At 62.6% G+C, this 20,140-nt stretch carries 20 protein-coding genes; 5 read left to right on the top strand and 15 right to left on the bottom strand.

Translation table 11 applies throughout. The annotated features are described in order from the left end of the window. Positions 1-23: 23 nt before the first annotated feature. The gene (locus P3T20_RS01605) at positions 24-788 is read left to right on the top strand and encodes an SDR family oxidoreductase (protein ID WP_429285847.1); all 765 of its coding nucleotides are present in this window, start codon (positions 24-26) and stop codon (positions 786-788) included. Positions 789-872: 84 nt separating this feature from the next. Here the strand turns inward: P3T20_RS01605 and P3T20_RS01610 are convergent, their stop codons facing one another. The 3 genes from P3T20_RS01610 to P3T20_RS01620 all read right to left on the bottom strand — a co-directional run bounded on the left by P3T20_RS01610 (position 873) and on the right by P3T20_RS01620 (position 3,801). Continuing rightward, positions 873-1,637 (bottom strand): SDR family NAD(P)-dependent oxidoreductase, encoded by a 765-nt coding sequence (locus P3T20_RS01610; protein WP_429285848.1) that lies wholly within the window; start codon positions 1,635-1,637, stop codon positions 873-875. Between the two features lie 67 nt (positions 1,638-1,704). Next, on the bottom strand, positions 1,705-2,718 hold the full coding sequence (locus P3T20_RS01615) for an aldo/keto reductase (RefSeq protein ID WP_429286182.1): 1,014 nt from the start codon (positions 2,716-2,718) through the stop codon (positions 1,705-1,707). 159 nt (positions 2,719-2,877) lie between these two features. Continuing rightward, positions 2,878-3,801 carry a LysR family transcriptional regulator gene (locus P3T20_RS01620; protein ID WP_074268909.1) on the bottom strand — a complete coding sequence of 308 codons (924 nt, stop codon included), beginning with the start codon at positions 3,799-3,801 and terminating at the stop codon, positions 2,878-2,880. A gap of 114 nt (positions 3,802-3,915) precedes the next feature. Here P3T20_RS01620 and P3T20_RS01625 point away from each other — a divergent pair, with 114 nt between their 5' ends. Together P3T20_RS01625 and P3T20_RS01630 are read left to right on the top strand one after the other, a co-directional pair. Next, positions 3,916-4,698, top strand: a complete 783-nt coding sequence (locus P3T20_RS01625) for a carboxymuconolactone decarboxylase family protein (RefSeq protein ID WP_429285849.1) — start codon at positions 3,916-3,918, stop codon at positions 4,696-4,698. Between the two features lie 64 nt (positions 4,699-4,762). Then, positions 4,763-5,554 (top strand): shikimate dehydrogenase family protein, encoded by a 792-nt coding sequence (locus P3T20_RS01630; RefSeq protein ID WP_429285850.1) that lies wholly within the window; start codon positions 4,763-4,765, stop codon positions 5,552-5,554. A gap of 89 nt (positions 5,555-5,643) precedes the next feature. Here P3T20_RS01630 and P3T20_RS01635 read toward each other — a convergent pair whose 3' ends face one another. From P3T20_RS01635 to P3T20_RS01680, 10 genes are all read right to left on the bottom strand, one after another. Continuing rightward, complete coding sequence (locus P3T20_RS01635) at positions 5,644-5,976, bottom strand: Rieske (2Fe-2S) protein (RefSeq protein ID WP_429285851.1); 333 nt, start codon at positions 5,974-5,976, stop codon at positions 5,644-5,646. Positions 5,977-5,979: 3 nt separating this feature from the next. After that, positions 5,980-6,288 carry a YciI family protein gene (locus P3T20_RS01640; RefSeq protein ID WP_074268913.1) on the bottom strand — a complete coding sequence of 103 codons (309 nt, stop codon included), beginning with the start codon at positions 6,286-6,288 and terminating at the stop codon, positions 5,980-5,982. A 28-nt stretch (positions 6,289-6,316) separates the two neighbouring features. Beyond that, a complete protein-coding gene (locus P3T20_RS01645) occupies positions 6,317-7,384 on the bottom strand; it encodes a maleylacetate reductase (protein ID WP_429285852.1) in 1,068 nt (355 codons plus the stop codon). A gap of 7 nt (positions 7,385-7,391) precedes the next feature. After that, positions 7,392-8,858 (bottom strand): aldehyde dehydrogenase family protein, encoded by a 1,467-nt coding sequence (locus P3T20_RS01650; protein ID WP_074268915.1) that lies wholly within the window; start codon positions 8,856-8,858, stop codon positions 7,392-7,394. 48 nt (positions 8,859-8,906) lie between these two features. Beyond that, positions 8,907-9,926 (bottom strand): hydroxyquinol 1,2-dioxygenase, encoded by a 1,020-nt coding sequence (locus tag P3T20_RS01655; protein WP_074268916.1) that lies wholly within the window; start codon positions 9,924-9,926, stop codon positions 8,907-8,909. A gap of 44 nt (positions 9,927-9,970) precedes the next feature. Further along, positions 9,971-10,465 (bottom strand): hydroxyquinol 1,2-dioxygenase, encoded by a 495-nt coding sequence (locus tag P3T20_RS01660; protein ID WP_429285853.1) that lies wholly within the window; start codon positions 10,463-10,465, stop codon positions 9,971-9,973. Between the two features lie 118 nt (positions 10,466-10,583). Further along, the gene (locus P3T20_RS01665; protein ID WP_074268918.1) at positions 10,584-11,513 is read right to left on the bottom strand and encodes a LysR family transcriptional regulator; all 930 of its coding nucleotides are present in this window, start codon (positions 11,511-11,513) and stop codon (positions 10,584-10,586) included. A gap of 153 nt (positions 11,514-11,666) precedes the next feature. Then, positions 11,667-12,926: an MFS transporter gene (locus P3T20_RS01670; RefSeq protein ID WP_429285854.1), complete on the bottom strand. Its 1,260-nt coding sequence runs from the start codon at positions 12,924-12,926 to the stop codon at positions 11,667-11,669. 580 nt (positions 12,927-13,506) lie between these two features. Next, positions 13,507-14,658: a branched-chain amino acid ABC transporter substrate-binding protein gene (locus tag P3T20_RS01675; protein WP_074268920.1), complete on the bottom strand. Its 1,152-nt coding sequence runs from the start codon at positions 14,656-14,658 to the stop codon at positions 13,507-13,509. A 110-nt stretch (positions 14,659-14,768) separates the two neighbouring features. Then, complete coding sequence (locus P3T20_RS01680; RefSeq protein WP_074269502.1) at positions 14,769-15,998, bottom strand: NAD(P)/FAD-dependent oxidoreductase; 1,230 nt, start codon at positions 15,996-15,998, stop codon at positions 14,769-14,771. A 361-nt stretch (positions 15,999-16,359) separates the two neighbouring features. On the opposite strand from P3T20_RS01680, the gene P3T20_RS01685 reads away from it, so the two are divergent. Further along, a complete protein-coding gene (locus P3T20_RS01685; RefSeq protein ID WP_074268921.1) occupies positions 16,360-17,763 on the top strand; it encodes a PLP-dependent aminotransferase family protein in 1,404 nt (467 codons plus the stop codon). Between the two features lie 23 nt (positions 17,764-17,786). Here the strand turns inward: P3T20_RS01685 and P3T20_RS01690 are convergent, their stop codons facing one another. Together P3T20_RS01690 and P3T20_RS01695 are read right to left on the bottom strand one after the other, a co-directional pair. Next, complete coding sequence (locus P3T20_RS01690; protein WP_074268922.1) at positions 17,787-18,188, bottom strand: DUF302 domain-containing protein; 402 nt, start codon at positions 18,186-18,188, stop codon at positions 17,787-17,789. Positions 18,189-18,267: 79 nt separating this feature from the next. Then, positions 18,268-18,882 carry a TetR/AcrR family transcriptional regulator gene (locus tag P3T20_RS01695; protein WP_429285855.1) on the bottom strand — a complete coding sequence of 205 codons (615 nt, stop codon included), beginning with the start codon at positions 18,880-18,882 and terminating at the stop codon, positions 18,268-18,270. Positions 18,883-18,976: 94 nt separating this feature from the next. Here P3T20_RS01695 and P3T20_RS01700 point away from each other — a divergent pair, with 94 nt between their 5' ends. Then, the gene (locus P3T20_RS01700; protein ID WP_074268924.1) at positions 18,977-20,119 is read left to right on the top strand and encodes an MBL fold metallo-hydrolase; all 1,143 of its coding nucleotides are present in this window, start codon (positions 18,977-18,979) and stop codon (positions 20,117-20,119) included. Positions 20,120-20,140 lie beyond the last annotated feature (21 nt).

The raw sequence follows: 20,140 nt of genomic DNA on the forward strand, positions 1-20,140 counted from the left end.
CAAACTGCAGCAGGAGATTGAACATGCAACGCTTGACAGGGAAAGTCGCCATCGTGACCGGCGCCAGTGCTGGAATTGGCCGTGCCACCGCAAAACTGTTCGCCGCGGAAGGCGCAAAAGTGGTGATCGCGGCGCGCCGCGAAGCCGAACTTGAAACGCTCACTGCCGAGATCGCGAGCGCAGGCGGTGAGGCCGCGTTTCTGGCGGGCGACGTGCAGTCAGAGGACTTCGCGAAAGCGCTGGTCGCGCTCGCAGTCAGCCGCTTCGGCCGTCTTGACATCGCCTATAACAACGCCGGCACGCTGGGCGAAATGGGCCCGACCACGGGTGTGTCGGAGGCAGGCTGGTCGTCCGCATTGGCGATCAATCTGACGAGCGCCTTCCTCGGTGCGAAGCATCAAATCCCCGGAATGCTGAAGCAAGGCGGTGGATCGATCATCTTCACGTCGACGTTCGTCGGTTATTCATTCGCTTTCCCGGGCACCGCCGCATACGCTGCGAGCAAGGCCGGGTTGATCGGACTGACCCAGGCACTGGCTGCCGAGTACGGGCCACAAGGGGTGCGCGTCAACGCCATCCTGCCGGGCGCAGTGGACACGCCGATGTACCGGGACATGAATGACACAGCCGAGTCGCAGGCCTTCGTGACCGGGTTGCATGCGCTCAAGCGGGTCGCACGGCCGGAAGAACTCGCGCGCTCGGTGCTGTATCTCGCGTCCGATGATTCATCCTTTGTGACCGGCACCGCTTCGCTCGTCGATGGCGGTGCGTCGATTACGCGTACCTGAATCCCCTCGCGCCATGAGACGTTCAAGACGCTTCGTTTGACGCCGTCGTCGGCGTCAAACGAAAGCGCCTTGCCCGGATCTCGCTCATCGCATGATGAAACCCCCATCGACGGAAATAGACTGACCAGTCACGTAGCTCGAGGCATCGCTGCAAAGCCAAAGCACAACATCGGCTATCTCTTCCGGTTTCCCATACCGGCCCATCGGAACCGCTTTCAGCAGTGCGTCGAGAGCCTCGCTCTGGCCGGAGGCCGCCATCTGCTCGGCCATCGGCGTCCAGAACAAACCTGGACAGATGGCATTGATCCGGACACCGCGTGACGCGTATTCAAGGGCGGCACTCTTCGTCAGCCCCAGTACCCCATGCTTCGCAGCGTGATAGGTGCCGCGCTCCGCTCCGCCAACCAGTCCGCCCAGCGACGAACAATTGACGATCGCACCATTGCCCTGCTTGCGCATCTGTTGCAATTCGAATTTCATGCAACTCCAGACACCGCCCAGATTGATCGACATCACGCGGTCGTAGTCGTCCCGGGACGAATCGGCGGTTTCAGCAAGGACATTCTGAACGCCGGCGTTGTTGTAGGCGACATCCAGCCTTCCAAAGACCGCCACGGTTTGCGCAACCATTGCTTCCACCTGCGCATCGTCGGCCACATCGCACTGGACGGCGAGGACCGCACAACCTTGGGCCTTCAGTTCGTCTGCCGCTGACTCCACGGCGTCTTTGTGCCAGTCTGCCAGTACGACCGAGGCCCCCGACAAAGCGAAAGCCTTCGCCGTGGCCAGACCAAGCCCGGAGCCCGCGCCCGTGACGAGTGCGACCTTGTTCTCAAAAGTTATATTCACAACGCGTTCCTCCAGCCTCTTACGGCTCAGGTTTTCAGTGCTGTTTCTGCCTGGCGCGAGCGGCAGATCAGCCGATCACGCGCCGGCCTTCCACCGGGTAGTTCGGATCCGTATATCCGGGCGTCGATGCATGGCCCGGAGGGACGAGACTGTCCACAAACTTTTCGTCTTCCGCTCCCAGTTGCAGCGTCAGTGCGTCCATGTAGCTGTCCCAGTGCGCTTCCGTGCGTGGCCCGGCGATGGCGGAACTCACCAGCTTGTTCCTGAGCACCCACGCGATGGCGAATGCGATCGAGGTGGTATTGCGCTCAGCGGCGTGCGCCGCGACCTTCTGTGCAATGGCGAGAGATTCCGGACGCCACTCGGTCTGCTGGATGCGCTTGTCACCACGCGCAACGCGAGAGTCGGCAGGCGGAGCATCGTCGAGTGCGTATTTGCCCGTCAGCACGCCCCGTGCGAGCGGGCTGTACGGCACGACGCCGATGCCGTAGTGTCCGGCGGCAGGCATCAGTTCGACCTCGGCCGTGCGGTCGACCATGTTGTAAACCGGTTCGATTGCAACGGGACGATCAATGCCGAGCTGATCGGCCAGGCGCACGATTTCCGCGATACGCCAGGCGCGGAAGTTGGACAGACCGAAGTAACGCACCTTGCCTTGGCGAATGAGGTCGCCGATGGCACGAACCCCTTCCTCCAGCGGCGCGTCAACAAGCGACCGGTGGAAGTAGAGAACGTCGATGTAGTCAGTGCCGAGGCGCTTCAGGCTGGCGTCGACTGTCTGGCAGATCCATTTGCGCGACTGCCCCTGTTCGTTCGGACGGGCGGTTGCCGAGGCCGGGTAGCCGAACTTGGTTGCCACGACCCAGTCGTCGCGTCGTTCCGCGATTGCCCGGCCGATAATTTCTTCAGATCGGCCAGCGTGGTAGACATCCGCGGTGTCGAGGAAGTTGACACCTTGATCAAAGGCCTTGTCGATAATCCGGCGGGAGGTAGCTTCATCCGTTTCGCCGCCAAACATCATCGTGCCCAGACACAAGGGCGAAACCTTGAGGGCGCTGCGACCCAGATACCGATAGTCCATTCTCATCATCTCCATGCAGGCTGCGCCTGCGGTTACCAGAGCGTGCGCGCCGGAAACGGCGCACCTGCCGGCGTTTTGATCGCCGTCTGTATGGAGGATGATAGGTCGAGGGTATCTAGCGATAAAGCCCGTAAAACGGCAAACCCTCATGAACTGAAATCATGAATCCCGTTTTCGGCGTCCGGGCTCTTCCGTGCGATAACGGATCGCATCGATCACCACGGTCATCGCCCGCGAGAACTCACGACGGGTCGCGTAGCAGGCGTGCAGCCCTGGGAACGTAGGACACCATTCGTCCAATACCTTCACGAGACGACCCGCTTCGACATGAGACTGGGCGAGATCAGCCGGGATGTAAGCGAGGCCATATCCCGACAACGCTGCAGCCAGCATCTGATACGTCCCGTTGAACGCGAGCTGTCCGTCCACGCGAACCTGCACTGCACGGCTGCCTTTCTTCAACTCCCACGGATAAAACCCGCCCAGCGTCGGCAAACGAAGATTGATGCAGTTATGTGTGGTCAGGTCCTGAGGCTTCTTTGGCAACGCACGCGTCTTCAGGTACTCCGGTGCTCCGACAATTGCCATGCGCATTTCGGGCGCGAGGCGGACCGCGATCATGTCCCTGGCTACCTGGTCGCCGTGACGAATGCCGATGTCGTACCGGTCTGCCACGATATCCGAGAGACCGTAGTCGGTGATGATCTCCACCTTGAGGTCTGGATATTCACGAAGGACCGGCGACAACCTGGGCCACAGGACTGTCTCGGTCGCGTAATCGGTTGCGGTGATGCGGATCGTACCCGCGGGTTTGTCCCGAAACTCGGTGACGGCTGCCAGTTCGGAATCGATCTCTTCAAAGCGGGGCGCGATGGTCCGGATGAGTCGCTCGCCAGCCTCCGTCGGCGCGACGCTGCGCGTGGTTCGGGTCAGGAGCCTCATGCCGAGCCGGGTTTCAAGCGCCCGGATGGTATGGCTCAAGGCCGATTGCGATACGCCGAGTTGCGCAGCCGCACGCGTGAAGCTGCGCTCGCGCGCCACGGCAATCAGCGCCAGCAGGTCGTTGTAGCTTTCTCGACGCATTGATGAACTCATCTCATAGGTGTTTGCCGATTCTAGCGCCTAGTCGGCCATGAGTGGGTACGTTAAATTTCAGATATGGCGCTATCGAGGAAACTGCCGATGAGGATATTCGCAATGGCCATGATGTCGCTTGCGCTAGGCACCGCGGCCTGTTCGCAGTTCGAAAGGAAACCTGATATGGAAACTCTGGATCGCTCGTCCTCCGTCAACCTGCTTGCCGGGATGGACACCGTTTCACCCGCCCTTGAGCGCTATACGCACGATGTGGTGCTGGGCGACCTGTGGAAACGTCCGCAGCTTTCCGCACGGGACCGCAGCATAGTCACCCTCTCGGTATTGATTGCGCGTAACCAGAGCACAGAGTTGCCGTTCTACCTCGATCTCGCACTCGACAGTGGCCTTAAGCCGAGCGAGATTTCGGAAATCATCACGCACCTGGCGTTCTATTCCGGTTGGGCCAATGCGACCGCGGCGGTGAAGATAACGAGCGCCGTTTTCGAGCGCCGCGGGATTACGGCGGCGCAACTCCCGCCAGCGGCGGTTGACCTTCTCCCTCTCGACGAGGCGGCAGAAGCCCAGCGCGAAAGCACCGTGCAGCAAAACTTCGGCGCCGTCTCACCCGGAGTCGTTCAGTTCACCCGGGACGCGTTGTTTAACGACCTGTGGCTGCGACCAGGTCTTGCGCCCCGCGACCGTAGTCTCGTCACGGTCAGCGTGCTGGTTGCCACCGGGCAGGTCGCGCAACTGACCTATCACCTGAACCGTGCAATGGATAACGGACTGACGAAGGCACAGGCGTCGGAGGTGATGACACAACTGGCGTTCTATGCGGGTTGGCCGAATGTATTTACGGCACTTCCAGTCGTTAAGGACGTACTTGAAAAGCGACCCGGCTGAGGTCTCGCGCCGGGTCTGATGGCAGGAGCAAACGTTCCTGCCGATTCAGCACAAGAGAAACTGGATGTCACAAAAACTGAATGGCGCCACCCGGCTGTACCCGATTATCGGCGACCCGATCAGATTCGTGAAATCGCCGCAACAGCTGACCCGTGGTTTCGAGGCACGAGGCCACAACGCCTTGTGCCTGCCCATGCAGGTCGCGAAGGACAACCTCGATGCGGTCATGCATGCGCTGACACTGACCGGCAATGTCGATGGCCTGCTCGTCACCATGCCGCATAAATTCTCGGCATTCACATACTGTGCGACCAGTTCCGACACTGCAAGGTTGCTAGGTGGAGTAAGCGTCATGCGGCGCAATGCGGACGGCACATGGCACGGCGACATGCTCGACGGACTCGCATTTGTAAAAGCGCAGATCGATCACGGCGCGCGCGTGAAAGACGGTCGTGCATTACTGGTGGGCGCCGGCGCTGCGGGCAGCGCGATCGCTATCGCTTTGCTCGAAGCAGGCGTGGGCGAACTCATCATCCACGATGCCGACGAATCTCGCGCAACCCGCCTGAACGGACTTGTTGCCGAACTTGCCCGGGGTCGTATACGCGTTGGCGCAGCCGACCCCGCGGGATGTACTTTGGTATTCAACGCAACACCCATGGGCCTGGCAGAGGACGACCCGCTTCCGGTCTCCGGCGAACTGCTGGATTCGTCGATGTTCGTTGGCGATGTGATTGCGGGGCATGGAGTGACACCGTTGCTGATTGCCGCCCAGTCAGCGGGCTGCAAAACGGCGAACGGCGTCCAGATGGTCGACGCAGTGCAAGAGATGATGCTTGATTTCTTGCTGCGCTAGAAGCACGACGCCATCCAAAGTCACACGCACAAATGTAGCGTTCCGGATGCGCCTGCCAGATCGGATGCTCATGGTAACGCGCGTCGGCGCTACTGCTTCAATACGATCCACGCATCCCTATCGACACCCACCCGAATCGCATCCAGACTCGACCCTGCGCACGGACCTTCGATGCAATGTCCGTCCTCGAAGCGAAACAGCGCGCTGTGGTGCGCGCACATCACCACCTGCTTGCGATAGCACAAGACTTCGCCGGGCTCGAAATCGAGCGGCACCGAAAAATGCGGGCAGCGGTTGGCATAGGCCCAGACCTGCTCGCCACGCCGCACGATCACCATGGGCACACGCTCATCCGTTCCATCCACAACCCGCGCGCCGCCATCCGGCACGTCGGCGAATAGGCAGAGGCGCGTCCCGTTCATTGCCTACACCCTCCGCTCGGGATTGCCGAGGCTCCAGTCCCACGGCCGCACTTCAACGCGATCGAACAGTCCCGCCTGCATGTACGGATCGTTGCTCACGAACGCCATCACATCGTCGATACCTTCCGCTTCGACGACCAGCAAGGTGCCGTTCATCGCGTCGCATTGCGGCGCCAGCGTCGGACCGCCGAGGCGCACGAGCACCCCGTGTGCGGCGCTGCGCAGCCAGCTTCGATGATTCGGGCGCACGCGTTCGCGCACGTCGCGCATGCCAGGTTTATCGGTGGCAAATACGGCGAAGAAACGTCGCATGTCTTCCTCCATGAATTCGTCTTTGCGCTCAGGCCGGCGCCGAACCTTGCCACGCGCGCTGCAGCAGCGCGCGAATCGCGTCGCGTTCGATGGGGCGTGGATTCGCATAGGGATTCTTGCACGCGAGATTCGCCGCTTCGTCGAGCCCTTCTTCCGGCATGCCGATCTGCTCAAGCGCCGCCGGAATATCGAGTGTGCGGTTGAGCTCGAACAGCAGCGGACCAGCATCGGCCGCAACGTTGCCGCCGAGCGCACGCGCCACTCGCGTCAGCGCGCCGGGTGCTGCGGCATGGTTATAGTGCGCGGTATGCGGCAGCATCGCTGCATGTGTTTGCGCGTGCGGCAGATTGAACGTGCCGCCGAGCGTGTGACACAGTTTGTGATGCAGCGCCATGCCCACCGATCCGAGGCACGTTCCCGCGAGCCACGCGCCGTACAGCGCGCGGCTGCGCATCGCCTTGTCATCAGGTGTACGGACGATGACGGGCAACGCTTCGCCCAGCGCGCGGATCGCTTCTTCCGCCATCAGGCTGATGACAGGGTTCGCGTCTTCGGCATAGAGCGCTTCCACCGCGTGCGCCATCGCGTTGATGCCCGACGCTGCCGACACCGCCGCCGGCAACGATAGCGTGAGCGACGGATCGTAGATCACCGTGCGCGGCAACACGCGCGTGTCGCGGCCCGTTCGCTTGAGACGGCCTTCGGTGAGCCCGTAGATCGGCGTCATCTCGGAACCGGCGTAAGTCGTGGGCACTGCAACGATCGGCAGCGACGATTCGAGCGCGATCGCCTTGCCAAGCCCGATCGTCGAGCCGCCGCCCACGGCCACGCAACAGTCGGCATCGAGCGCTTGCGCTGCATCACGTGCGGCGCGCGCCACTTCGACCGGCACGTGCATCACGGCCTGCGCATGCACGCCTGCGGCGCGTGCGCCGAGCACGCGCGCTACTTCATCGGCTAGCGGACGCTGGTCGGGCGTCGCGAGAATCAGCGCGCGGCGGGCGCCGAGGCGCTCCACTTCCGCGGGCAGCGTCGCGAGCGCGCCCCATTCGAACACTACGCGCGAAGGCGTGCCCTGATAGACGAAGCGCTCCATGCGAACCTCAGCGCTGGAAATGCGGCGGCACATTGCCATCGACATTGACCCATACCGATCGCGCTTCCGTGTAGTCGTGCATCGCCTCGAAGCCCATCTCGCGGCCGTAGCCCGATTTCCCCACACCGCCGAACGGACTACCCGGATTGACGCGCTTGTAGCAGTTGATCCAGCACATGCCCGCCTGAATCTGCCCAGCGATGCGATGCGCGCGCGACAGATCGCGCGTCCACAGTCCGCTGCCAAGGCCGTAGTCAGTGCCATTGGCGATCGCCAGTGCTTCTTCATCGGTACGAAAACGCAGCACCGTCACGAACGGCCCGAACACTTCTTCCTGCGCGATGCGATCGTTCGGCGTCGCAGCTTCGACGACGGTCGGCCGCACGTAATAGCCGTTCGCGAGCGCAGCGTCGCGCGGCGCGGTGCCGCCGGTCAGCACGCGGCCACCCTGTTCGCGCGCGACATCGACATACGCGAGCACGCGTTCGAGATGCTGCCTGGATGTGAGCGGCCCCATTTCGGTCTCGGGATCGAGCGGATTGCCAACGCGAATCGTCGACGCCAGCGCGACAAAGCGCTCGAGGAAGGCATCTGCGATACGCTCGTGCAGGATCAGTCGCGATCCAGCGATGCAGGCCTGCCCCTGGTTGTGGAAGATCGCCCACGCTGCACCGTTGATGGCTGCGTCCAGACTGGCATCGTCGAAGACGATGTTGGCGCCCTTCCCGCCCAGTTCGAGTTGCACGCGCTTGAGATTGCCCTGCGACGCCTCGACGATACGCCGCCCCGTCGCCGTCGAACCGGTGAACGCGATCTTGCCGACACCTTCATGTTCGGCGAGCCGCTGTCCGGCCGTGTGGCCGTAGCCCGCGACGATGTTGACGACACCCGCCGGAAAGCCGACCTCGGCCATCAGCTCGACGATGCGCAGCGTCGAAAGCGGCGTGATTTCCGAGGGCTTGAGCACAACCGTGTTGCCGGCGGCCAGCGCGGGGCCCATCTTCCAGCTCGTGAACATCAGCGGGAAATTCCACGGCACGATCTGCCCCACGACGCCGATCGGCGCGCGTTGCACGTAGTTGAGAAAGCCGGTTTCGACGGGAATCACGGAGCCTTGCAGCTTGTCGGCCATGCCTCCGAAGTAGCGGAAGCACGCGGCCGTACGCGGCACGTCGAGCGCACGCGAATCGCGGATCGGATGGCCGGTGTCGAGCGATTCGAGTTGCGCGAGCTCTTCGGCGTTGGCTTCGATCGCGTCGGCAAGACGCAGCAGCAGACGGCCTCGATCCGCGGCCGCCATCGCGGACCACTTCGGGAATGCGCGCGCGGCGGCTTCTACGGCGAGATCGACATCGGCGGCAGTGGCGGCGGCGATTTTCGTGATCAGCGAGCCGTCATGCGGATTGAGCACATCGATCGTGCCGCCTTCGACGGCATCCGTGAACCGGCCGTCGATGAACAGTTGGGTTTGCATAGTAGTCCTTCAGGGAGTGCAGGCGCAGTGAACCGAGTAACCGGTGGCTCAGAAGTCGACCGGATAGGGCTTCAGTTCGCCGCTCTCGTAGCGCTTCGGCAGGCCTGGCGTAGCGTTCTCCCAGACGAGCAGCATCGAGCGTTTGGTCGAATAGCCTTGATGGCGGATATCGGCCGGCATCGCGCAGATGTCGCCCGCGCGCATCGTGATCCGCGCGCGCGGCGCGCCCGTGTTCTTGTCGCCGATGTCCCAGACGATCTCGTCCGAAAGCTGCAGGAACCACTCGACGCGATCGTTGCCATGAAAAACCGGCAGGATGTATTCCTCGGTGGTCGGACAGAACAGGCTTTGCCCGCACACCGACGTGACCGACGGATTCCACGTGACGTCCGAGCGCGACAGATACTTGAACAGATTGAACGCGTGCAACTGCCCTTCGAAGCCGGGTTCGACATGCACTTCGGGCTCGTCCTGCACGACGTCGGCGAATGCGCGGTTCACGGGAAGCTCGTCGCGCAGCGGCGAGTCGCCTTCGAGGCCCGGCATGCGGCGTGTCGCAACACGCGTGCGTTCGATCGCTGCGTCGTTGTCGCCGTGCTTGCGGCCGAATGCCGTGCCGGTTTCTTCCGGCGCCGCGAACGGATCGAAACCTTCGTTGGTCCAGTCGTGCAGGATCGCCTTGAAGGTCGCCATGATCGTCGGCGTTTCGAAGGTCTCGATATAGTCGACGCCCGCCTCCTTCATGATGCCGTTAAACGAGCCCGCGTACACATCGACCTTGCCGTAGTGATTACGCGTGCCGAACACATGATCGAAATTAACCCAGCCGTAGAAGAAGCCCCACGCGACATCGCGCATCATGGCACGCAGGAAAGCGTCGGCGGGAACGTTATGGGTGCGGATCTGACCTTTGGCCGGCCAGTTGATCTTGACGAAGTACTCGTCGCGCTTGAATTCGAATTCGCCGAGCGTGAAGCGGCGATAGCCGGTTACGGTGTCGGGTTCGCTTGCGCGCACGGTGTCCGCGGCAAAGCCGGCCGGATGGTCGTTGGTCGTGAGGGTTGCCATGGCTTGTCTCCTGAATGGGGCGATGTTCGGTTCGGCGATGCGTTTCAATGCAGGCAGATGTCGGCCCACTTCTGTACCGAGAGCTCGCCGACCATCGTCTGCACGAGCGCGACGCCGCTTTTCTCCGCGCTGAAGCGGTACGCACAGCCGGCCGGCAGCAGCGCCTGGTGGCCACGGCGCAGTACCACGTGGCCCATCGGACGGCCAGCGGGGTTGGCGCCCGCGTGAACGGTGCCGATGCCGCTCTTCGGCGGCGCAGCCAGCTGGATAAAGTCGATGCGGACTTCGCCATCCATCAGGATCACGAATTCGTCGTGCGCGCAGGCAAACCAGGCGGACTGTCCTTCGGTACGCAACGTCTCGATCACATAGTCGAGGTTCTTGCCGACCACGACCTTTTCGTAGGGCGTGGAGTGGGCCGCGACTTCGAAGACGTTGGAGAACACGTAGTGGCGCGCGTCGCCGCTCGTGATTTCGATCTCGCCCTTGCGGTAGCCGTCGAGCGAGGCAAAAATGGTGTGGAATGACGACTCGGTCATCGCTGTCTCCTGTGATGAAAAGTGTTTGTCGTTGGATTGAACTTTAGGAGCACAGCAGGACGGCAACAACCGGCAATCGGGCGACTACGGCATTTGCGCTTTGCAAATAATCGCCGCGCTAGCTCACCCAGCCGCGCTCGATCAGCGGCCGATCCCATGCAGGCTCGGGGCCGAGATATTCGGCGAGAAACTCGACGAGCGCTTTCACCTTCAGCGCCTGTCGTTGCGTTGCGGGATAAACAGCTGCAAAGCTCAGCGCCGACAACGTGTACTCCGTCAGGATCGGCACGAGCGAGCCGTCCAGCAGCGCGGCGCTCGCCACAAGCGTCGGCAGACATACGACACCGCCGCCCGTCAATGCGTAGTCGCGCAGCAGGTGCACGGAGTTCGACCGGATCATGCCCGGCAACTCCATTTCGACGACTTCGTCGCCGCGTGTCATGGTCCATCGATTGCGCGACGGATAGCCCGAATACAGCGCCGTGGTGTGCTGCAGCAAATCGCGGGGATGTTGCGGCGCGCCATGCTCGCGGACATACGCCGGGGTCGCGCAGAACAGCCGGCGCACCGCGAAGAGCCGTCGCTCGATCAGTGATTCGGAAATGGGCGGGAAGATCTGGAACGCGACGTCGAAACCTTCTTCGATGGGATCGACGACCCGGTCGTTGACGATCACGTCGAGCTGGATGCCGGGATAGCGACGATTGAATTCGGCGAGGGGCGCTCCGAAGTGGCCTAGTGCGAAGCCCGGCAGCACCTGGATGCGCATCCGGCCAGTGGGCGTCGCGCGCAGTTCGCGCATCTGGTCGGTCAGTTCGTTGACGCGCCCGACCACTTCCGCGCATTCGCGATAGAACGCTTCGCCCACTTCGGATAGCCGCACATGCCGCGTGCTTCGATGAAAGAGCGGTGCGTTGACGAACTTCTCCAGTTGCTGGATGCGGGTCGTGATGACCGAGCTCGTCACGCCGAGTTGCCGCGACGCTTCGGCAAAGCTGCTAGTCTCCGCTACGCGCACGAAGGCTTCGATACTCAGAAAACGGTCCACGCTGCTTCCCTCTCCGCCGATCGCACCGGCCGCTCCGGTTCAGCACGTCAGTGTACATGGGCCGTGCTGCAACAGCCGGCGGCGCATCGCTCCGGAATGCCTGGGGTTTTTCCGGAGCAATGCGCCGCGCGTAATCGTGCGGAATCGGATGAGCTAGTCGGGCCGTCCAGTCGCTGGCAATTCGAGCGCAGCGCGGATATTGCGCCGGCGCAGGATAGCCGGCGCAGTTTCTTCGAGCAGCAGACTCACGCCGATACCGAGCAACACTGCGCAGATCGGCAGCCAGAGAATGTTCTGGATTCCGAAATGCGTCGCGACGAAGCCGGCGAGCGCCGGGGCGACGCCGCCGCCAAAGATCTCGCCCGCGCCTACCACGACACCGATTGCTGTCGAAATCATTCCCACGGGTGCGGCCTCCGTCGCGACGGGTCCCGACAACAAGGAAACCAGGCCAAGCGTGAAGAACGACGCGACGAACAGCACCGCGAACAGTTCGACCGGCTGTGCGCCGAGTCCACGGAACAGGTACAGCATGACCGCTGTGCCCGCAAAGCCGACGATGCTCGCCACGCGCCGCCCGACGAGATCGGACAGGCCCGGCAAGCCGAACTGTCCGATGAATCCACCGAATCCGATCGCCGATACGACGACGCCCATGCGCTGCGTGTCGAGCGACAGATATTCGGTGAGATAGAGCGGCAGCATCGCGCCCAGCACAAACACGCCCGTCATCGCGCAGAACAGCGCTGCCATCGCGACGCGAATGTTGCGGCTCTTCAGCACGTCGCGCCAGTTGCCACGGGCGGCGGTCGTCGCGACGGGCTTCGGCGCGCCTTGTGGCTCGCGGATCACGCGGAACATCAGCAGACCGAGAATCAGGCCAGGAATCGACACCAGCGCGAACACCCCGCGCCACGACATCACGCTAAGCAATTGCGTTGCGATGATCGGCGACAGTGCAAGTCCGAATAACGCGAAGCCACTTTGCTGGAGGCCGAGATTGAAGCCGCGCCGCTTCGGATGAGACGCATCGGCGGTGGCGGCGAAGCTCGTCGGACAAAACGATCCTTCAGCGACGCCCATCAGCGCGCGCACGGCAAGCAGACTCATCAGGCCGCCGGCGAGCCCGGAAAAGCCCGAGAGCAGCGAAAAAACGATGATTGCAGGAATCAGTACCTTGCGACGTCCGATCTTGTCGGAGATGCCGCCCATCAGTGCTGCGAAGATGCCCCACGAAAGCCCGAGTATGCCGATGCAGTTACCGACGTCCTGCGCGGTCAGGTGCAGGTCTCGCATGATGGACGGGAACAGCGGCGCGATCAGCCACCGGTCGAGGCCCACCAGCCCGAAGCCGAGTGCCAGCAGCACCACGGCTTTCCACTCATACGCCACATCCCAGTCGTTCGATTTCATCTTTGTCTCCTTGAGCCGCTCGCCGCATGCGGGGCGCCTGGCGACCGGCGCCTTCGCTGCTGACGAACGACGTTTGCATGCTCCGGCCGCGCCGTCGGGTTCGTTGAACAGATATCGATCGGCGCGCGTGGATGCACGACATCGATGCTGCAAAGATAGGTGCAAGAGCGGCATGGCCGGTACGGCACAACCGCCGAATACGTCATTCGCGAATCGCAAACAATGACGGGGGGATGCGCTGAAAACGAGAGTGGGTAAGGCCAGGCGGTGGGACCCGGCAGGAAAGCGAACCCGTTTTCAGGCGTACCAGGAGAAGTACGGGGGTATGGGAATCCGGCGAAATCAGCGCTTTGAACGACGCTTGCGAAGGCTTATGGCGCCACGCGAACAACTGCGAGAGGCGTTACTGCAAAGACCCTCTCGCTTGCAACCAGACGACGTCACGATTCGCGCGGGATGGGGTGTGCGATTAATTGTGGCTCAGGCTGCCTGATGTCGCCTGAACGTTCTGCATATCAAAGATCTGACATTCGCTCATGTTCCCGGAAGCAAACCCCCGGGAACCTCGCCACACCTAAAATCAGGCGCCGCTGCCGCCCACCGTCTTGATACTCTTCCACTGCCCCTGCTCGACTTGAAACAACGTATAAGGCGGCTTGATCAGATCTCCATACGGGTCAAAAGTGATCTTGCCCGTCACACCTGTGACTGTGACCTTAGATAGACTGTCGACGATCTTCGCACGGTCGAGCGAATCGGCGTTGTGAATCGCCTTGATCATCGCGAGCGCAGCGTCGTAGGCAAACGGCGCGTAGAGTTCGACATCCTGATTAAAGCGCGCCTTATAGCGCTTGCCAAATTCCTGCGCGGCAGGAAGCTTGTCGAGCGCCGGTCCCGGCTCCAGATCCTGCGTACCATCGCCCGCCGCACCGGCGATCTGCAGGAACGCATTGCTCTTCAACGCGCCCGCGCCAAACAGCTGGGTAGTCATACCCAGCGAGCGCATCTGCTTGACGAGCATCGCCCCCTGTTCATCGAGGCCGCCAAAGAAGATCAGATCGACGTTCTTGCTCTTCAGCGTGGTCAGGATGGAACGAAAGTCGATGGCCTTGTCGTTGGTGAACTCGCGATCGACCACATTGCCGCCCGCCTCCTTCACGCCTTTTTCGAACGCATTGGCGAGGCCTTCGCCAAACGCAGTGCGATCGTCGATGATCGCGATACGCTGAGGCTTCAACTGCTCGACCACGAAGTGCCCGGCAACGACACCGCCTATGCCGTCGTGACCCATCGTGCGAAACACGTTCTTGTAGCCCTGTTTGGTGAGGTCCGGATTGGTTGAGCCCGGCGTAATCATCGCCACACCCGCCTGGTGATAAACCGCGGATGCCGGAATGCTGCAACCCGAATTGTAGTGGCCGATCACGCCCACCACGCCGTCATCGACGAGCTTCTGCGCGACCTGCACCGCCACGTGCGGATCGGCCTGATCGTCTTGCACGTCGAGCACGAACGTGACCGGCTTTCCGCCGATTGTGGGATGCCGGGCGTTCTCTTCGTCGATGGCCAACTGCGCGCCGTACTGCAAATCTTTGCCCACACGGGCAACCGGGCCCGTCAGCGGCCCGACAAAACCGATCTTGACGACTTCGGGATCGGCGGCCCACGACGGCGCCATTTGCGTAGCTAGCGCGCAAGCGGCCAAACTCAAAAGCCAATAGCGGCGATTCATGATGCGCTCCTTGCGAGAAGTGACGTCGCGCTGTCTTTAGGTTTATCGGTTCGATGCGCGACGCGTCGAGACCGTCCTGTGGATACTTGCGGCCAGGCTACCGCCTCGATCTAGAACCGGGTGGCTGCGTAGGGAGCGAGATCGAGCGGCGGCGCGCGACCTGCGATCAGGTCTGCAACGATCCGTCCGCTGATACCCGCTAACGTCAGTCCAAGATGCTGATGACCGAACGCATAGATCACGCGTTCACTAGCGCTCGAGCGGTCGAGCACCGGCACGCCGTCCGGTAGCGTCGGACGAAAACCGAGCCAGCTGCTGTCCGGCTCGTCGAGCGTGGGCAATGCCCGCTTCGACGAGAACGTCAGGAGATCGAGCAGCGAGCGGTTCTGCGTCGCCTTGAAGCCGCCAAGTTCGACCGTGCCGGCGACGCGGATACCGTCGCTCATCGGTGTCATATAAAAGCCGCGCTCGGCCCAGCCGACCGGCCGCGAAATCAGTTGCTGCGCGCCCGGATAGCGCACGTGATAACCGCGTTCCGTATCGAGCGGCACGGTATCGCCGCACTGTTTCGCGAAGCGTGCAGAGTGAGCGCCGGTGGCGATCACCACGTGGCTAAAGCGCCTTGCGACACCGTCGGCCGTCAAGGTCGCGCCGTCCGCCGCCGGTTGCACCGCACTGACGACTGAGCGCTCCAGCGTCAGCCCTTGCGCCGCGAGCCGTCCATAAAGTGTCTGCAGGAAACCCTGCGGATCGGAGAAGTGCCAACTGTCGCTGAACAACACGCCGCGTTCGAAAATCGGCGCAAGCGACGGTTCGAGCGCGCGAATGTCAGTGGCCGACAAAACATCGAAGGCAACACCGAGCTTCCGCCGCAGATCGAGGGCAGGACGTGCCGCGTCGAACGTTGCCACGCTGGAATACAGATACAGACACTCGCGCGGCCGGACAAAGCGCGCCAGTTCCGCGGCCTTGAGGAGCGGCGCGTACCCGTCCTGCGCGCAGCCGAGCAATGAGGCGAGTGCTCCGGCGCTCGCCTCATAACGGCGCGGCAACGAACTCAGCATGAATCGCACGAGCCATGGCGCCAATTGCGGCAGATAGCTCCAGCGCAAGCGAAACGGACTTTCGTTCGACAGCAGAAAACGCGGCAGATCGCGGAACACGGACGGGTTGTTCACCGGGATGCACGCGTAGTGCGCGAAGGTCCCGGCGTTCCCGTACGAAGCCCCCTGCCCGACGCCGGACGGATCGAACAGCGTGACTCGATGCCCGTCGCGCATCAGCGCCGCGGCACTCGCGAGGCCGATGAATCCCGCTCCGACGATGGCGATATCCGACATCATGCGCGCCCTTCCATCGCAGGCCCGCCGGCTGGCAAAGCGCATTCAGTGGACCGCGATACGTTCATCGACACACTCCTGTTGACCCATTTGTCTGACGCTGTCCGGTGGAGTCGAAGCACTCGTCACCAGACAAACTATGACACTCAGAATCACACAATATTTTTTTGTATGCAATTGAAACGCTCATTGTGTGGTCCTGGCATTTTCCCTGGATAGCCACTGGCGTGGACCTTGCTGTGACCTGTGTGCCTCGATGCCGCCGGTCTGGCAAGGTTGCAGCGAGGCGTATGTGGTATAGAATCGGCCCAACTCCGCACAATCGCGGACAAAGCTTTTTTGTATGGAGACACCCATTCCTATGGCTTCAGGCAAAGACGCGGCACGCGCCGCCAATGGCACGTCAGGCGAAGCAAAGCGCGCCACCTATGTCGAGGTGTCCAGTTCGATCGAGAGTGAGATTCGCAGCGGCGTGTATCCGCCCGGTAGCCGCCTGCCGCCGCAGCGGCAGCTCGCCACCGAGCTGGGTATCAACGTGTCGACGGTATCGCGCGCTTACAAGGAATTGCAGTTGCGCGGTCTGGTGATCGGCAGCAAGCGGCGCGGCTCACTGGTGACGGGCGGCGCGATGCCAAGCGTCGACCCCGCCCAGACGGCGAGCAACGCAGCGATCGACCTGACCGTGAACCGGCCGGCTACCGGCGAATTTCTGGCCTGCCTCGCACGCACCCTCGCGGACTTGCCACGCGATCCGCGCTACCCGCAATTGCAGGAGTATCAGCCGCCGCAGGGACCTTTATGGGCACGCGCCGCCGGTGCCCGCTGGATGGCCGCGCCGGGCTTCGAGCCGGCGGCCGATCATGTGGTGGTGACAAGCGGCGCGCAACACGGCCTGTATGCGGTATTGAACAGCCTGATCGGCACGGATGGCGTGATCCTCGCCGATCAGCTCACCTACTATGGCCTGAAGGCGCTCGCACCGGTCTTCCAGTTTGAGATCGTCGGCATTCCGAGCGACCAGGATGGCCTGCTGACCGACGCCGTCGAGCGTGCGTGCCAGCGCATGCCGGTCAAGGCCATCTTCACGGTGCCGAATCTGCAGAACCCGACCGTCATCACGATGAGTCTCGAACGCAGGATGGCGCTTGTCGATATCGCGCGCCGCCATGGTGTCGCGATCATCGAAGACGACGTCTACGGGCCGCTCGTGTCGCAGCGGCTGCCGACCATCGCGAGCCTGTGTCCGGAACGGACGTTTCACATTGCGGCGACCTCGAAAATCCTCGCGCCGGGGTTACGGCTCGGTTATCTGCTGAGTCCGCCGGACAGCTCCGCGCTGTGCGCGGAGGCCGTGCGCACGACCGCGTGGATGCCGGCGCCGATGTCGATGCTGATCGCGTCGATCTGGATCGAGGACGGCACCGCCCGCCATATCATGGACGCCCAGCTTGCCGAAATTCGCGCGCGCCGGGATCTGGCGCGCGAACTGCTGCCGCAGGCCTACCTGCGAACCGATCCGGCCTGCATGTTCGTGTGGCTGAAGTTGCCGCCGCCCTGGCGCGCCGACGATTTCGCCGCCAACGCGAAGGCGCGCGGCGTGGTGGTGATGCCGTCGTCGGCGTTTGCGGTAGACCGCTCCGAGATCGAACATGGCGTGCGGATCAACCTCGCCTGCGCGACGAGCCGCGATCAACTGGTGAGTGCGTTACGGTTGTTGACGGGCACGCTAAAAGACCGTCCGAGAGCGCTGTTCGGCACGATCTGAATCTGACTCGTACGCCGCTGCGCTCACTCAGCCGCGGCAGCCTGCACGAGCGAGACAACGGCGTCTATGGGTTTCATCAGATCCGCGGCGAGGCCATGCCGTTCCTGCAGATAGCTTGTCGCGTTATACGAGTACCAGACGCGGCCGTCGCCGTCCTGCCACACCAGCACCTTGAGCGGCAAATCGAGCGCGGCGGTGGGCACAGCCTGCATCAGCGGCGTACCGGCTCGCGGATTGCCGAACACGATCAATTGCGACGGATTCATCGCGAGCCCGGCGCGCTCCGCATCCGCCGCGAAATTGATGCGTGCAAACAGGAGGATGCCCTTGGCTTCGATCAGCGAGGCGAGTCTGTCGGCGGCTTGCTCCACCGTACGATGCGTCGGCACCGTGACGATGCCGTTTTCAGTTGCGGGTATGGACATGGTCGCTCCGAAGATCGCAGAAAGGACGGACGCTATAGCATAGGCCGGATTTCCCACTCCTCTTCAGCTTTCACGCGCTTCACGCATAGCGCGCCAGAAACATATCCACTGCGGATTCCGCTACGTGCGTCTGTTCGGCCTTGCCAAGCGGCGGCTGCCCCATCGTCACCTGCGGCCAGAAAGCGAACGCTTTCACAAGACTCTGCAACTGCAGCGAAGCGAACACCGGATCCGTGGTCTTAAGACGCCCATCGGCCGCCGCCGCGCGGACCCATACGGTCAGGTCTTCTTCGCGCTCACCCATGCGGGCCACCATGTCGCGTGCGCGCTCCGGCGAATGAATGCCCGCCGCAATCGCCACCCGCGCGAGCGAGAGAAACGCCTCGTTATTCAGCAGGCTGAGCTTTTTCAGCAACAGTTGGAGCAACTGCGGGCGCAACGGCTCCGAGGGGGAATAAGCCGGCGCCGCACCAGCGTCGCTCGACTCCCACAGTTGCCGCATGATCGCGGCGAACAGCGCTTCCTTGCTCGGAAAATGGTTGTAGACCGTGCGTTTCGAGACGCCGGCCCGAGCGGCGACGCGGTCCATGCTGGTGGCGTCGAAACCGGCCGCAAGGAATTCCTCGATCGCCGCACTGATGACGGCGGCGCGCTTGCGGTCGGTCAGACGAAGAGGCGTATCGCGGGTATCCATAGCCAAATTTTACACTATGCAGTTTACTTTTTTTCAGGATAAACTACACTGAACAGTCTACTTTCCGCCCACCTTCTGCATCGGGACGCCTTACATGACATCGTTCACCGGATCTATCCGCCGCGCTTTGGGCCTGACAGCAGCCCGTCGCGGGCGTGAGTCGTTCGACTCTTCAGCCCAGCACGACGGGGAACGCTTTCGCAACGTCAAGCCGCGTCCTGTCGAAGGATTCGGCAAGACCTTGAGCATCGCCTGGAACGTGTTGCTCAACAAGCCGGACGGCACGGTGCCGGCGGCCGCGATGCCCGTCGACGCGCTGACTCGCGAACAACTCGATGCGGCGCCGGATCGCAGCCTGTATCGCCTCGGGCATTCGACCATGCTGCTCAAGCTGCGCGGCGAATTCTGGATAACCGATCCGGTCTTCGCCGAACGGGCGTCGCCTTTCCGGCGCTTTGGCCCGAAGCGTTTTCACGCGCCGCCGATCGCACTGGCCGATCTGCCGCCGCTGCGCGGCGTGATTCTCTCGCACGACCACTACGATCACCTGGACCGCGAGACGGTGCTCGCGCTCGCCTCCAAAACCGGCGTGTTCCTGACGCCGCTGGGTGTCGGCGACCGCCTGATCGAGTGGGGCATCGATGCGTCGAAGGTCCGTCAGTTCGACTGGTGGCAAGGCACCGACATCGACGGCCTGACGTTTACCGCAACGCCTGGCCAGCATTTCTCCGGCCGCAGCCTCTTTGACGGCAACAGTACTTTGTGGGCCTCGTGGGTGATCGTCGATGGCGACCTGCGCGTGTTCTTCAGCGGCGACACCGGCTATTTCGATGGTTTCAAAGCCATCGGCGAGCGGCTCGGTCCGTTCGATGTGACGCTGCTCGAAACGGGCGCCTACGACGCGCAATGGCCGTATGTGCACATGCAGCCCGATGAAACCGTGCAGGCTCACGTCGATCTGCGCGGCCGCTGGATGGTGCCGATTCACAACGGCACGTTCGATCTGGCCATGCATCGCTGGCAGGAACCGTTCGAACGCGTGGTAGGACTCGCCATGTCACGCGGGATTCTGCTGGCGACGCCGCGCATGGGAGAACGGCTGGATCTGGGCGCGCCGCATCGCGGTCAGCGCTGGTGGCGCGAGGTTGCGGAGGCTGGCGTGGTGGTGGAAGAACCTAGGACGCTGCGGCGTCTGTTGGGTTGCCGCAATGCCGAGCAGACAAACTCGTCGAGCTAGCCTCTGCGGCGCGATTAACGG

This window comes from Paraburkholderia sp. GAS206C (genome assembly GCF_050435645.1).
Classification (GTDB): domain Bacteria; phylum Pseudomonadota; class Gammaproteobacteria; order Burkholderiales; family Burkholderiaceae; genus Paraburkholderia; species Paraburkholderia phenazinium_B.